Raw genomic sequence first — 13,871 nt, 5'->3', positions numbered from 1 at the left:
CCGCCTTCCGCCGCCGACGATCGTCGGCGCGGTGGATGACCTTCGACGGGTCAGGCGCAGGCGCACCATCCATGCGAGACGATGGGTGCATGCGTCTGTGGTCACTGCACCCCCGCCACCTCGATCGCCAGGGCCTCACCGGCTGCTGGCGGGAATCGTTGCTGGCCCAAGCGGTGCTCGCTGGACGGACACGGGGCTACCGCGCGCACCCGCAGCTGGAGCGGTTCCGGGCGCATTCCGAGCCGGTCGCCGCCGTCGGCGCCTATCTCGCAGCCGTCGCGCAGGAAGCGACCGAGCGGGGCTACCGCTTCGATCTCACGCGCATCGATCTCCCGCCGGGAGCGGGCGTGCAACCAGCTCCTATTCCGGTGACGGACGGCCAGCTCGCGCTCGAGTGGACGCATCTGCTCGCGAAGCTCGAGCGCCGAAGCCCTGTGTTGTGGGAGCAGGAACGTCAGCTCCATCAGCCCGAGGTGCATCCGCTGTTCGAGGTCATTCCAGGACTTGTCGAGTCATGGGAGCGTGAGCCCGAACGTCGCGAGCGTTGACTGCGGGGTCGCTCGAGGCACCTCGGCTGTACATCAGAAGCACACTTCGGATCTGGTGAGATCTGCCGTGCCGCAACCAGACGAGAGCCCCTCCTCTGCGCACTTCGGAAGCATCCTTCCGATAGGACGCTCAGTGTGGGATAGCGGCACCCATCAGCCACCGTTTCGGAAGGATCTCTCCGGTATGGCACGCACCGCGTCTCTCAGGAGCGCTGCACCGCCCGCAGCTCCTTCTTGAGCTCCTGCACCTCATCCCGCAGCCGGCCCGCGACCTCGAACTGGAGGTTCTCCGCCGCCTGGTGCATCTGGGCGGTCATCTCATCGATCATGCCGGTCAGCGCGCCCACCGGATCATCGCCGAGGTCCACGCTGCGTCCCTTGACCGCGTCGACGGCGTTGGCCCGGGCGCGATCCCGGGCCACTCGCTCCTTGCCGGAGCGGTAGTCGGTGGACATCAGGGTGTCGGTGTCGATGTCCTCGCGGGCGAGCATGTCCGTGACATCCGCGATGCGCTTGCGCAGCGGGGTGGGGTCGATGCCGTGCTCGAGGTTGTAGGCGACCTGCTTCTCGCGGCGCCGGTTGGTCTCTTCGATCGCGGACTCCATCGAGTCGGTGATCCGGTCCGCGTACATATGCACCTGGCCGGAGACGTTGCGGGCGGCGCGGCCGATCGTCTGGATGAGTGAGGTGCGGGAGCGCAGGAAGCCCTCCTTGTCCGCGTCGAGGATCGCGACCAGCGACACCTCGGGCAGGTCCAGGCCCTCGCGCAGCAGGTTGATGCCCACCAGCACGTCGTACTCCCCCAGCCGCAGGGAGCGCAGCAGCTCGATCCGGCGCAGGGTGTCGACGTCCGAGTGCAGGTACTGCACCCGCACGCCGTTCTCCAGCAAGAAGTCGGTGAGATCCTCCGCCATGCGCTTGGTGAGCGTGGTGACCAGCACCCGCTCATCGCGCTGGACCCGCTTCTCGATCTCCTCGCGCAGGTCGTCGATCTGGCCCTTGACGGGCTTGACGATCACCTCCGGGTCGACCAGGCCCGTCGGCCGGATGATCTGCTCGACCACGCCGTCGGACTTCCCGAGCTCATAGGCGGCGGGAGTGGCGGAGAGGTAGACCGTCTGACCGGTGCGCTTGGTGAACTCGGAGAAGGTGAGCGGCCGGTTATCGAGCGCCGAGGGCAGGCGGAAGCCGAAGTCGACCAGGGTGCGCTTGCGGGAGCGGTCCCCCTCGTACATCGCGCCGATCTGCGGGACGGTCACATGGGACTCGTCGATCACCAGCAGGAAGTCCTCGGGGAAGTAGTCCATGAGGGTGTTCGGGGCCGTGCCGGGCGCACGGCCGTCGAGGTGGCGGGAGTAGTTCTCCACCCCGTTGGTGGAGCCCATCTGGCGCAGCATCTCGAGGTCGTGGGTGGTGCGCATGCGCAGCCGCTGCGCCTCGAGCAGCTTGTTCTGATGCTCGAGCTCCTCGAGCCGTTCGGCGAGCTCGATCTCGATGGTGCCGATCGCACGGGAGAGCCGTTCAGGTCCGGCGACGTAGTGGGAGGCGGGGAAGATGTGGATGTGGTCCTCCTGGCGGATCACCTCTCCCGTCATCGGATGCAGGGTATAGATCGCGTCGATCTCGTCCCCGAAGAACTCGATGCGGATCGCGAGCTCCTCGTACATCGGAATGATCTCCACGGTGTCGCCGCGCACCCGGAAGGTCCCGCGCTCGAAGGCGATGTCGTTGCGGTCGTACTGCATGTCCACGAAGCGGGTCAGCAGCTCGTCCCGGTCCAGCTCCTGACCGACCTTCAGCTGCACCATCCGGTCCACATACTCCTGCGGGGTGCCCAGGCCGTAGATGCAGGAGACGGAGGAGACCACGACCACGTCGCGCCGGGTGAGCAGGGAGTTGGTGGCGCTGTGGCGCAGCCGCTCCACCTCGGCGTTGATCGAGGAGTCCTTCTCGATGTAGGTGTCCGACTGGGGGACGTACGCCTCGGGCTGGTAGTAGTCGTAGTACGAGACGAAGTACTCCACCGCGTTGTGCGGGAGCAGCTCACGGAACTCGCTCGCGAGCTGGGCGGCGAGGGTCTTGTTGTGCGCCATGATCAGGGTGGGCCGCTGCACCTGCTCGATCAGCCAGGCCGTGGTCGCGGACTTGCCGGTGCCGGTCGCGCCCAGCAGCACCACATCCTGCTCGCCATCGTTGATGCGGCGGGTGAGGTCGGCGATCGCGGTCGGCTGATCACCCGAGGGCGTGTACTCGGAGACGACTTCGAAGGGATGCTCGGAGCGGACCAGATCGGTGACGGGACGCATCCCCCGAGCCTACGACTCAGGGCCGACGGACGACATGCCCGCCCGGCGGCGTCAGCGCAGGGCGGAATCCTCGAGCTCGGCGAGGACCGTCTGCAGGGCGTGCAGGGCGCGGACCGAGAGGGTCTCCCGCTCCGCGGTGTTCAGCACCAGACGATCGGCGCGACGGATCCGTTCGAGGTCGGTGACCTGCGCGGTCATGATCGCCTCGACATAGGCGCGATCCTTCCCGCGGTCACGCATCACCCGGGAGATGCGGTCCTCGCGCCGGGCGAGCACCACGACGACCGAGCGGTAGTCCGCGTCGTGGTGCATCTCGAGCAGAAGAGGGCTGTCGTGGATGACGAGCCGCTCCCCCGCCCGGGCCGCCTCCTGCTCCTCCCGGGCCACCGCCTCATCGACCCGGGATAGCACGATGTGCTCGAGATCTACCCGGGCGGCGGCGTCGGCGAACACCAGGCGCGCCATCGCCGCCCGGTCGATCGTGCCGCTCTCGGTGCGGAGCTCCTCGCCGAAACGGGCGATCGCCTCCTCCACGCCGTCGCCGGGCACGTCCAGCACGGCGCGGGAGTGGGCATCGAGGTCGATCACCCGGTGGCCGGCCTCGCCCCAGATCGCGGCGACAGTCGACTTGCCGGAGCCGATGCCGCCGGTGAGCCCCAGGCGCAGCGGGGTGGTGAGCGTGGTCATGACCAGATCGTACGGTCCGCCGCTCCTGCCCGGCGCGTACTACCGTCGAACCTGTGGACCCTCTCGAGCTGCTCGTGACCAACGACTTCCTGCGCATCCTGGATCTGGTGGGGGTCTTCGTGATGGGCGTTGCCGCCGGGGCGCTGGCCTCCCGGCTGAACTTCGATGCGGTGGGCTTCGCGATCATCGGAATTGCCGCCGGGCTCGGCGGCGGCATCGTGCGCGACCTGATCCTCGATCTCGGCGTCCCGGCCGCCTTCTCGGGCCCCTGGTATCTGACCTGCGCCCTGGCAGGCGCGGGCTTCTCCTTCTTCATCTCCACCGACGGACCCTGGTGGCGGCGCACAGTGACGGTGCTGGACATCGCCGCGATGGGGCTGTGGGCGGCGACCGGCACCGCGAAGTCGCTCGCCTACGGTCTGGACGTGCTGCCCGCGATCCTGCTGGGCGTCACGAGCGCCGTGGGCGGCGGGGTGATCCGCGACGTGCTGGTGGGACGGATCCCGGCGATCTTCGGCGGCGGTCCGCTGTATGCCACTGGAGCCCTGGTCACCGCGGTGCTGACCTGGGGCGTCTTCGCGCTCGGCCTGCCCTCGGGGACGGTGCTGGTGGCGGTGACGATCGGGTCCCTGCTCGCCGGGGTCGCCGCCTGGCGCCGCTGGACGCTGCCCGGCCACAGCGAATGGCAGGTGACGATGTCCGCGTCCCAGCTCAAGCAGCTGGTGCGTCGAACGCGCAAGAGCGAGCGGGAGCGTGTCGCGCACGAGACCGGGACGATCCCGGTGGTCGATGCAGGCACCGATGATCTGGCCGAGGACTCCTTCGCGGACGACCTCGACGCCGGCGGCTACGAGGACCGCATCTTCCCCCACGCCGACGTCGAGGAGCTGCCGGGGACGACCGAGCACGAGCGCCGCGCACGCGACGACGACGGCCCCGAGGGCCCGGAACGACTCTGAGGAGCTCTGCTCAGGGACGCAGCAGCTCGAGCATCCGGGAGACATCCTCCGCGGCGAGCTGCCCGGGGGCCGAGCCGGCGCCGACGGTCGCGAACGTCGCGGCGCTGCCGAAGGTCTCGGCCGCGACGCGGCTGCTCGCACCCAGCGGTCCCATGCTGATCGCGATGTGCGGGCCCGAGAGGTCCTCGGCAACGGTGAGGCTCGCCGAGAGCAGAGTGAGGACGTCCCGCGGGCTGCGCGGGGTGACGGCGATCTTCGGGACGTCGGCCCCGAGCCGGCGCTGGGAGCGCAGGATCTCCACCAGCGTCTCCTCCGACGGGGTCGAGTCCATGTCGTGGAACGAGCCGACGACCACGGTGCCGTGACGGTGCGCGGCGGAGATCACCCGGGAGACGGTCCCCGGATCGCGTGAGGTCTCGATGTCCACCAGGTCGACCGCGGCCTGGGTGCCCGCGCGGCGGCCGCCGATCAGGCTCTCGAGCAGGATTCCCAGGTCACGGTCCGAAAGTGCCCTGGCTCCGCCCTCAGCTGCGGTGCGGAAGGTGACCAGCAGCGCCTTGTCCGGCCCCAGCTGTCCCCGCAGGCGGGGCAGAGCGGCCAGCACCGCATCGCGATGGTCCGAGACGTCCTCGAGGTCCGGCCGGAAGCGGTCCAGGCGCCATTCCACGATCCGGGCCCGGGTGCCCACGGCAGCCGCGGCCTGTTCCAGCAGCGTCTCCTCGTCGGGCTCGACCAGGGGCACGATGATCTCCGGCCGTGCGCGGCCCAGCTCGATGCCGCGCACCGTGGCGGTGCGGCGACGCACGTCGGTCCCCGGCGCGGTGACGCTGTCGGGGCTGGAGCTCTCACTCTCGGGCGTGGTCTCGTGGTTCATCTCGGTCCTCACTCCTCGGTGATGGCGGCGTAGGCGGACAGCAGCAGGGCCGGGTCGGGTCCCTCGATCCGGGAGACCACCCCGATCCGGTCGAGCACCACGAAGCGCAGCAGCCCGGCACGGGTCTTCTTGTCCCGCTTCATGGCGTCCTCGAGCTTCGGCCACTGGCGGTCGCGATAGGTGGTGGGCAACCCCAGCGAGGTGAGGATCGTGCGGTGACGATCCACATCGGCTTCGGACAGCTTCCCGGCGAGGTGGGAGAGCTCGGCCACGAACATCATCCCCACGCTCACCGCGGCTCCATGGCGCCACAGGTAGCGCTCATTGCGCTCGATCGCATGGGCGAGCGTATGCCCGTAGTTGAGGATCTCGCGTTCACCGGACTCCCGCAGATCCGCGGAGACGACTCGCGCCTTGACCCGGATGGCACGCTCGATCACCTCGCGGAACGCATCGCTGGACACATCGAGGACCGCCGCCGGATCTGCCTCGACGATCTCCAGGATCCGCTCGTCCGCGATGAATCCGGCCTTCACCGTCTCCGCGAGGCCGGCCGCGACGTCGTTGGCTGCGAGAGCGGCGAGCACATCGAGGTCGGCGAGCACTGCGATCGGCGGGTGGAAGGCACCGACCAGGTTCTTGCCCTCGGAGGTGTTGATGCCGGTCTTGCCTCCCACGGCGGCATCCACCATCGCGGACACCGTGGTGGGGACCTGGAGCACGTCGATGCCCCGCAGCCAGGTCGCGGCGACGAAGCCCGCCAGATCGGTGGCGGCGCCTCCGCCCAGGCCGATCACCAGGTCTCCCCGGCCGATCTCCGCCTGTCCGCACACGCCCCAGAGGAACCCGGCGACCTGCGCCGTCTTGGCCTCCTCAGCATCGGGAACCTCGGCGGCGAAGGCCTTTCGTCCGGTCTCGGCGACGATCGATCGGACCTGCTCCGCCACCTCGCGCAGGCTCGGCTGGTGGATGATCACGACCCTGCGCGCACGCTCGGGCAGCACAGCGGGCAGCTCGGCCAGCAGGCCGCGGCCGACGTGCACGTCATAGCCGCCGGTCGGGGTGGTCACCGGGATGACGGTGGTGCTCATGCGGTCTCCTTCTCAGGGTCGGTCGGCAGGGGAAGCTGCAGGGTGCGGATGATCGTGCGGGCCACGCGCGCAGGGCTGCCGTGACCGGAATCGATGCGGTGCGCCGCCACATCGCGATAGTTGCCGCCGCGCTCCTCAGCGAGCTCTCGCCAGCGCACCATGGGGTCTTTGCCCGCGAGCATCGGTCGGCCCGCGCCGTAGGAGAGGCGCCGGGCCGCGATGTGCTCCTCGACCTCGAGCAGCACGACCGGCCGGCCCCGCAGCAGCTCAGCAGAGGCCGGATGCACGGGGGCGCCGCCGCCCAGGGAGAGCACCCCGTCGCATTCGGTGAGCGCGCGGGCGAGGGTCCGGGACTCGAGCTCGCGGAAGGCGGGCTCGCCCTCCTCCGCGAAGAGTGTGGGGATGCTGCGGCCCGCGGCCTCGACGATCAGCGCGTCCAGATCGGCGAAGTCGACACCCAGCCGGGAGGCGAGAGCGCGACCCACGCTGGTCTTGCCCGCTGCCATCGGACCGATGAGGATGACGAGCGGGCCCGTCACGAGGCGGGGCCCGGTCGGCGGTCAGTCAGTGCCGACTGCAGAGCGTTCGTCCCCTCCAGGTGGGCGCGGATCTCGGCGACGGAGTCACCACCGGTCTTCTCGAGCAGCGCGTCCGCCAGGGCGAGCGCCACCATCGCCTCGGCGATCACTGCGGCGGGCGCCACCGCGCAGGTGTCGGAGCGCTGATGGTTCGCGGTGGTCTGCTCGCCGGTGGAGACGTCGACCGTGCGCAGTGCACGGGGAACGGTGGAGATCGGCTTCAGAGCGCCGCGCACGCGGATCACCTGGCCGTTGCTCATGCCACCCTCGAGACCGCCGGCGCGGTTGGTCACGCGGGGGAACGTCCTCGATGCGCCGGAGTCGGAATCGCCGGTGGCGAGGATCTCGTCATGCGCCTCGGAGCCGCGCCGACCGGCGGTGGCGAACCCGTCACCGATCTCCACGCCCTTCATCGCCTGGATGGACATCATCGCCTGGGCCAGCCGGCCGTCGAGGCGGCGATCCCACTGCGTGTGGGAGCCGAGGCCGACGGGCACTCCGTAGGCCAGCACCTCGACCACGCCGCCGAGGGTGTCACCGTCGGCCTTGGCCGCGTCGACCTCCGCGATCATCGCCGCGGACGAACCGCGATCGAAGCAGCGCAGCGGATCGGCGTCCAGAGCAGCGAGATCGTCCGGGGTGGGCAGCGGCGCCTCATCGGGGACTCGCACGCTCCCCACCTGCAGGGTGTGGGACACCAGCCGGATCCCGGCAGCCTGTTCGAGCAGCGCGGCGGCGACGCGACCCGCCACCACTCGGGCAGCGGTCTCGCGTGCGCTGGCACGTTCGAGGATCGGGCGGGCCTCATCGAAGCCGTACTTCAGCATCCCGGAGAGATCGGCGTGCCCGGGGCGCGGCCGCGAGAGCGGACGGTTGCGCGCGATCTCGCGCTCGTCCCCGGTGCCGGCATCGACCAGGAGGTCCTCACGGGCCACCGGGTCGGCGCTCATGACCTTCTCCCACTTCGGCCACTCCGAGTTCGCGACCTCGATCGCGAGCGGGGAGCCGAGGGTCAGTCCGTGACGCAGCCCGCCGTGGATGGTGAGCACATCCTGTTCGAACTTCTGGCGGCTGCCACGGCCGTGTCCGAGCCGACGACGCGCGAGCGCGTCCTTCAGGTCGTCACTGGTCAGCTCGATACCGGCGGGGACGCCGTCGAGCAGGGAGATCAGGGAGGGGCCGTGGGATTCCCCGGCGGTGAACCAGCGCAACATGGCGTTCATTCTGTCATGACGCGCTGGCACGAAGGGTCCATGTCCGTGCGGTGGGAGCGCAGGCGAGGAATGACCCGCGACGCACCGGCCCCGGCCGCTCTCTGCTCACATCGGCCCTGGCCCATCCCGTCCGTGCCGCTGCGGTGCGTTCAGTCCTCGCCCAGCTCCACGGACTCCATCGGGGTGAGCCTTCCGACCAGTGGAACCACGTCCGCGATGCCGTCGAGCACCGCAGTGGGCCGGTACGGATACCGGATGATCTCGTCCGCCTGCGTCGATCCCGAGAGCACCAGCAACGAGCGCATCCCGGCCTCGAGACCGGACTTCACATCCGTGTCCATCCGGTCCCCGATCATGATCGAGGTCTCCGAATGGGCGCCGATCCGGTTCAGAGCGGTGCGCATCATCAGCGGGTTGGGCTTGCCGACGTAGTACGGCTGGATCCCGGTGGCGGCGGTGATCATCGCCGCGACCGAGCCGGTGGCCGGCAGCGGCCCCTCAGCGCTGGGTCCGGTGACGTCCGGATTGGTGGCGATGAACTTCGCCCCTCGCGCGATCAGGCGGATCGCGCGGGTGATCGCCTCGAAGGAGTAGGTGCGGGTCTCCCCCAGCACCACGAAGTCGACATCGGAGTCGGCGAGGATGAACCCCTCCTCGTGCATGGCGCTGGTCAGGCCCGCTTCGCCGATCACATAGGCGGCCGCGCCCGGCTGCTGCTCCGCGAGGAAGCGAGCGGTGGCCAGGGCGCTGGTCCAGATCGCGGCTTCAGGGATGTCGATGCCGCTGCGAGAGAGCCGCGCCCGCAGATCCCGCGGGGTGAAGATCGAGTTGTTGGTCAGCACCAGGAACGGGCGGCCGTACTGCTGCAGCGCAGCGATGAAGTCAGCTGCCCCGGGCAGTGCGGCATCCTCGTGGACGAGCACGCCGTCCATGTCGGTGAGCCAGGAGTGGATCGGGTGGTCATCGAGCGCGGTGGTCATGGCACCAGTCTGCCGTACCACCGCCACTGGGCGCGACGTGGCCCGAGACGCGACGACGGGCGCCACCCGAAGGTGACGCCCGTCGTCGATGTCGATCGCTGATCAGCCGATCAGCAACGGATCAGTTGCCGGTGAGCTTGGCGCGCAGGGCGGCCAGGGCCTCGTCGGAGGCGAGGGTGCCCTCGTCCGAGGAGCTCGACTGGTAGGAGGACTGCGACGCGGGGGCCGCGGACTCCGTGGAGGAGGAGGAGGACGAGGTGGAGGCGGCCGCCGGAGCGTTCGCGGACTCCTCGTCAGCCTTGATTGCCTCGACGACCTGCGCCTTGTGAGCGGTCCAGCGCTCGTAGGCGGCCGCGTACTGGCCTTCCCACACCTCGCGCTGGGCGTCGTAGCCCTCGAGCCACTCGTTGGTCTCCGGGTCGAAGCCCTCGGGGTACTTGTACTCGCCGTTGGCGTCGTACTCCGCAGCCATGCCGTAGAGCGCCGGATCGAAGGTCGAGTCGTCGCCCTCGGGGTCGACGCCCTCGTTCGCCTGCTTGAGCGACAGCGAGATGCGGCGACGCTCGAGGTCGATGTCGATGACCTTGACGAAGACGTCCTGGTCGACGGTGACGACCTGCTCGGGCAGATCCACGTGGCGCTGAGCCAGCTCGGAGATGTGCACGAGGCCCTCGATGCCGTCCTCGACGCGCACGAACGCACCGAAGGGAACCAGCTTGGTGACCTTGCCCGGGACGACCTCGCCGATGGCGTGGGTGCGGGCGAAGAGCTGCCACGGGTCCTCCTGGGTCGCCTTCAGCGACAGGGAGACGCGCTCGCGGTCCATGTCCACGTCGAGCACCTCGACGGAGACCTTCTGGCCGACCTCGACAACCTCGGAGGGGTGGTCGATGTGCTTCCAGGACAGCTCGGAGACGTGCACCAGGCCGTCGACGCCACCGAGATCGACGAAGGCGCCGAAGTTGACGATGGAGGACACAGCGCCCTCGCGGACCTGGCCCTTCTGGAGGGTCTGGAGGAAGTCCGAGCGGACCGCGGACTGGGTCTCCTCGAGGTAGGCACGGCGTGACAGGACCACGTTGTTGCGGTTCTTGTCGAGCTCGATGATCTTCGCCTCGATCTCCTGGCCGACGTAGGGCTGCAGGTCGCGGACGCGACGCATCTCGACGAGGGAGGCGGGGAGGAAGCCGCGCAGGCCGATGTCGACGATGAGGCCGCCCTTGACGACCTCGATGACGCGGCCGGTGACGACGCCCTCGTCTTCCTTGATCTGCTCGATCGTGCCCCAGGCGCGCTCGTACTGGGCGCGCTTCTTGGACAGGATCAGACGGCCTTCCTTGTCCTCCTTCTGGAGAACCAGGGCCTCGATCTCGTCTCCGACCTCGACGACCTCACCGGGGTCGACGTCGTGCTTGATGGACAGCTCGCGCGAGGGGATGACGCCCTCGGTCTTGTAGCCGATGTCCAGGAGGACCTCGTCGTGATCGACCTTCACCACAGTGCCTTCGACGATGTCGCCATCGTTGAAGTACTTGATGGTCGCATCGATGGCTGCCATGAGTTCGTCGGCGCCGCCGATGTCGTTGATGGCGATCTGGGGGGTCGTGGTGTCGGTCATGTAGGTAAGGACTCCGTCGGGACAGGAAATGAGTAGGGTCGATGGACGTGCAAGCCCTCCGGAGAGGACCTGTCGGTGCCCGTGCCGTGCTCGACGTGGTGAACACGACGGTGACGGCTCGGCCACAGACCTTCGAAAGCCTAACAGCCCGGACGATGAACCGCGAGGGCAGGACGGTCCGGAACGCGAGTGGCGGATGTGAGTTCCGTCCTGCTCCTCTCCCCGCTTCTCCCGCCGCGCCTCTCGCCGCTGCTTTCGCAGTTGCCGGTCAGGTCCTGATTCCTCAGTGTGCTGCCTCGCGCCAGGTGCGGCCGATGCCGATCCCGACCTCGAGCGGCACCGACAGCTCATACGCCGAGTCCATGCCGTCCTCGACGATCTCCCGGACCCTGTCGAGCTCGCCGGGAGCGACCTCGACCACCAGCTCGTCATGGACCTGGAGCAGCATCCGGGAGGAGAGCTCGGCCTCACGCATCCGGCGCTCGACGGCGAGCATGGCGAGCTTGATGATGTCTGCGGCGCTGCCCTGGATCGGCGAGTTCAGGGCCACGCGCTCGGCGTTCTCGCGACGCTGGCGATTGTCCGAGGTGAGGTCGGGGAGATAGCGGCGGCGTCCGAGGATGGTCTCGGTGTAGCCGGTGGTCCGAGCCGTCTCGACACTCTGCTGGAGGTAATCGCGCACACCGCCGAACCGTTCGAAGTATCCGTCGCGCAGAGCCGTCGCCTCTGCGCGGGAGACCCGCAGCTGGCGGGACAGGCCGAAGGCGGAGAGCCCGTAGGCCAAGCCGTAGCTGACGGCCTTCGTCTTCGAGCGCATCGCCGGATCCACCGCATCGGGACTCACCCCGAACACCCGTGAGGCGACGAAGTTGTGCAGGTCCTCCCCGGAGTTGAACGCCTCGATCAGGCCCTCGTCCTCGGAGAGGTGCGCCATGATGCGCATCTCGATCTGTGAATAGTCCGCGGTCAGCAGGGTCTCGAAGCCGTCCCCGGCGACGAAGACGTCGCGGATCCGCTGCCCTTCGGAGGTGCGCACCGGGATGTTCTGCAGATTCGGCTCGGTGGAGGCGAGACGCCCGGTCGCCGCAGCGGTCTGCTGGAAGGTGGTGTGCACCCGGGAGCTGCTGTCCACCGCCTTGTCCAGGCCCACCAGGTAGCCGGTCAGCTTGCTCATCTCGCGGAAGCGCAGCAGCCAGGAGAGGAAGCGATGCCCTGCGGAGTCCGGATCCAGGGTCTCGGAGAGATCGGTCAGAGATTCAGCATCGGTCGAGTGACCCGAGGAGATCTTCCGCGTGGTGGGCAGGGAGAGCGTCTCGAACAGCACCACCTGCAGCTGCTTGGGAGAGGCGAGGTTGACCTCCTCCCCCACGATCTCGCCGGCTTCGCGCTTGGCCTGGGCGACGAAGCCCTCGAACTCCTGGCGCAAGGTGGCCACCGCCGGGCCGTCGAGAGCGATCCCACGCTCATGCATGGTCTCCAGCACCGCCTGCAGGGGGCGCTCGAGCTCATCGAGGATGCGCAGCGCCCAGGGTTCCTGCGCCAGGTTCTCCCCGAGCACCTCAGCCGCCGGGTGGAGCGCGGCAGCGGCTCCCGCGAGGCGGGCCGCCGCGCGGGCGACGTGCTCGGCGCGGACCTCCGGGGCCTCCTTGGCGAGAGTCGAGGGGGCGGGCTTGCGCGGACGCGGCTCGAAGCTCACGCCTGCGAACTCGGTGCCGAGCGCTTCCGCGTCATAGGTGCGGGCGCCGGGACGCAGCACGAAGGATGCCAGGGAGAGATCGTGCAGCTGTGCCTGGGGACGGTAGCCGCGCTCACCCAGCCACGAGCGGACCGCAGGAGCGTCGGCGACCAGGATCTCCGTGGCGCGATCAAGGGCGGAGGCGAGCAGGGAGGAGGCCTCCGAGTCCAACCGCTCCAGCTGCACAGCGCCGCGCGCATCCGGTGTGGCCAGGCCCAGCAACGCGCCGCCGCGGACGTCTTCGACCACATCGAGGGCGAGGATGTCGCCGCCGGTGTCCAGCAGCTCCTGCAGCCCCGCGACGTCCTCGATCATGAGGACCTCCGAGACCTGCTGCTCCTCCTCTGCCGCTGCGACCGAGACCGACTCTCCGAGCAACGAGGCGGGCAGGTCACGGCGGATGGTGTCACCGAAGGCGAGGTCGTCGAACACCTCGAGCACGCGGGCGCGGTCCCCGCCTCCGAGGGCGTAGTACGCGGGGTCCTCGGGCAGATCCAGGGTGGTGAAGGCGGCGTTCATCAAGCGGTTCCGCTCGACAGCCTCCAGATGGTCGCGCAGAGACTGGCCGGCCTTGCCCTTGATCTCACCGGCATGGGCGATCACCCCGGGCAGGTCGCCGTACTGGAGGATCCACTTCGCGGCGGTCTTCGGTCCGACGCCCGGGACGCCGGGGAGATTGTCCGCCGCCTCCCCCACCAGCGCCGCGAGATCCGGGTAGCGCTCCGGGGGAATGCCGTACCTCTCCACCACGCCCGCCGGGGTCATCCGACGCATCTCGGTGACGCCCTTGATCGGCTGGAGCAGCGTGACCTTCTCGCCGACCAGCTGGATCGCATCGCGGTCGCTCGTGACGATCAGGGCTTCGTCGCCCGCCGCCTCGGCGCGCGTGGCGAGGGTGGCGATGATGTCGTCCGCCTCATAGTCCTCGTAGGTGAGCCAGCGCACTCCCAATGCGTCCAGGACCTGCTGGATCAGAGCGATCTGACCATGGAAGGCGGCGGGGGTCTCGTCCCGACCGCCCTTGTACTGGTCATAGATGCGGTCGCGGAAAGTGCCGCCGGGCAGATCGAACGCCACCGCCAGGTGCGTCGGCCGCTCGGAGGCGACCACGTTGATGATCATGCGGGTGAACCCGTACACGGCATTGGTGGCCTGGCCTCGGCCGTCGCTGAAGCCCTCCGCCGGCAGGGCGAAGAAGGCGCGGAACGCCATGGCATGCCCGTCGATGAGGAGGATGCGCTGGTCGTCGGTGTCACTCGCATTCATGGGGAGCAGTCTCCC

General features: G+C 69.2%; 11 protein-coding genes. 2 read left to right on the top strand and 9 right to left on the bottom strand.

Going from position 1 to position 13,871, the window contains the following annotated elements; genetic code table 11:
- Positions 1 to 89 precede the first annotated feature (89 nt).
- The gene (locus ACT3SQ_RS07065; protein WP_441444116.1) at positions 90 to 548 is read left to right on the top strand and encodes a pyrimidine dimer DNA glycosylase/endonuclease V; all 459 of its coding nucleotides are present in this window, start codon (positions 90 to 92) and stop codon (positions 546 to 548) included.
- 203 nt (positions 549 to 751) lie between these two features.
- On the opposite strand, the gene uvrB is transcribed toward ACT3SQ_RS07065, so the two are convergent.
- Together uvrB and coaE are read right to left on the bottom strand one after the other, a co-directional pair.
- A complete protein-coding gene (gene uvrB / locus ACT3SQ_RS07060; RefSeq protein WP_441444057.1) occupies positions 752 to 2,854 on the bottom strand; it encodes an excinuclease ABC subunit UvrB in 2,103 nt (700 codons plus the stop codon).
- A gap of 51 nt (positions 2,855 to 2,905) precedes the next feature.
- Positions 2,906 to 3,541 (bottom strand): dephospho-CoA kinase, encoded by a 636-nt coding sequence (coaE, locus tag ACT3SQ_RS07055; RefSeq protein ID WP_442331800.1) that lies wholly within the window; start codon positions 3,539 to 3,541, stop codon positions 2,906 to 2,908.
- A 53-nt stretch (positions 3,542 to 3,594) separates the two neighbouring features.
- On the opposite strand from coaE, the gene ACT3SQ_RS07050 reads away from it, so the two are divergent.
- The gene (locus tag ACT3SQ_RS07050; protein WP_442331799.1) at positions 3,595 to 4,500 is read left to right on the top strand and encodes a trimeric intracellular cation channel family protein; all 906 of its coding nucleotides are present in this window, start codon (positions 3,595 to 3,597) and stop codon (positions 4,498 to 4,500) included.
- A 10-nt stretch (positions 4,501 to 4,510) separates the two neighbouring features.
- On the opposite strand, the gene aroD is transcribed toward ACT3SQ_RS07050, so the two are convergent.
- The 7 genes from aroD to polA all read right to left on the bottom strand — a co-directional run bounded on the left by aroD (position 4,511) and on the right by polA (position 13,856).
- A complete protein-coding gene (gene aroD / locus ACT3SQ_RS07045; protein ID WP_441444060.1) occupies positions 4,511 to 5,374 on the bottom strand; it encodes a type I 3-dehydroquinate dehydratase in 864 nt (287 codons plus the stop codon).
- Between the two features lie 8 nt (positions 5,375 to 5,382).
- Positions 5,383 to 6,465, bottom strand: coding sequence for a 3-dehydroquinate synthase (aroB, locus tag ACT3SQ_RS07040; RefSeq protein ID WP_441444061.1), 1,083 nt, complete (start codon positions 6,463 to 6,465; stop codon positions 5,383 to 5,385).
- Complete coding sequence (locus ACT3SQ_RS07035; protein WP_441444062.1) at positions 6,462 to 6,971, bottom strand: shikimate kinase; 510 nt, start codon at positions 6,969 to 6,971, stop codon at positions 6,462 to 6,464. The genes aroB and ACT3SQ_RS07035 overlap by 4 nt, the downstream gene beginning before the upstream one ends.
- A gap of 29 nt (positions 6,972 to 7,000) precedes the next feature.
- A complete protein-coding gene (gene aroC / locus ACT3SQ_RS07030; RefSeq protein ID WP_441444063.1) occupies positions 7,001 to 8,257 on the bottom strand; it encodes a chorismate synthase in 1,257 nt (418 codons plus the stop codon).
- Between the two features lie 149 nt (positions 8,258 to 8,406).
- Positions 8,407 to 9,237: an HAD-IIA family hydrolase gene (locus ACT3SQ_RS07025; protein ID WP_441444064.1), complete on the bottom strand. Its 831-nt coding sequence runs from the start codon at positions 9,235 to 9,237 to the stop codon at positions 8,407 to 8,409.
- A gap of 121 nt (positions 9,238 to 9,358) precedes the next feature.
- Complete coding sequence (rpsA, locus tag ACT3SQ_RS07020) at positions 9,359 to 10,855, bottom strand: 30S ribosomal protein S1 (protein ID WP_441444065.1); 1,497 nt, start codon at positions 10,853 to 10,855, stop codon at positions 9,359 to 9,361.
- A 283-nt stretch (positions 10,856 to 11,138) separates the two neighbouring features.
- Positions 11,139 to 13,856 carry a DNA polymerase I gene (gene polA / locus ACT3SQ_RS07015; RefSeq protein WP_441444066.1) on the bottom strand — a complete coding sequence of 906 codons (2,718 nt, stop codon included), beginning with the start codon at positions 13,854 to 13,856 and terminating at the stop codon, positions 11,139 to 11,141.
- Positions 13,857 to 13,871 lie beyond the last annotated feature (15 nt).

The sequence above is a fragment of the Brachybacterium sp. AOP42-C2-15 genome, from assembly GCF_052377065.1.
GTDB lineage: Bacteria > Actinomycetota > Actinomycetes > Actinomycetales > Dermabacteraceae > Brachybacterium.
The sequence above is the reverse complement of the archived record's forward strand: the minus strand, read 5'-3'. Positions and strand labels throughout refer to the sequence as shown.

What these genes read in the sequence shown, in the direction of transcription:
- ACT3SQ_RS07065 (WP_441444116.1), top strand. Translation starts at nt 90, where the DNA reads ATGCGTCTGTGGTCACTGCACCCCCGCCACCTCGATCGCCAGGGCCTC.
- uvrB (WP_441444057.1), bottom strand. Translation starts at nt 2,854, where the DNA reads ATGCGTCCCGTCACCGATCTGGTCCGCTCCGAGCATCCCTTCGAAGTC.
- coaE (WP_442331800.1), bottom strand. Translation starts at nt 3,541, where the DNA reads ATGACCACGCTCACCACCCCGCTGCGCCTGGGGCTCACCGGCGGCATC.
- aroD (WP_441444060.1), bottom strand. Translation starts at nt 5,374, where the DNA reads ATGAACCACGAGACCACGCCCGAGAGTGAGAGCTCCAGCCCCGACAGC.
- aroB (WP_441444061.1), bottom strand. Translation starts at nt 6,465, where the DNA reads ATGAGCACCACCGTCATCCCGGTGACCACCCCGACCGGCGGCTATGAC.
- ACT3SQ_RS07035 (WP_441444062.1), bottom strand. Translation starts at nt 6,971, where the DNA reads ATGGCAGCGGGCAAGACCAGCGTGGGTCGCGCTCTCGCCTCCCGGCTG.
- aroC (WP_441444063.1), bottom strand. Translation starts at nt 8,257, where the DNA reads ATGTTGCGCTGGTTCACCGCCGGGGAATCCCACGGCCCCTCCCTGATC.
- ACT3SQ_RS07025 (WP_441444064.1), bottom strand. Translation starts at nt 9,237, where the DNA reads ATGACCACCGCGCTCGATGACCACCCGATCCACTCCTGGCTCACCGAC.
- rpsA (WP_441444065.1), bottom strand. Translation starts at nt 10,855, where the DNA reads ATGACCGACACCACGACCCCCCAGATCGCCATCAACGACATCGGCGGC.
- polA (WP_441444066.1), bottom strand. Translation starts at nt 13,856, where the DNA reads ATGAATGCGAGTGACACCGACGACCAGCGCATCCTCCTCATCGACGGG.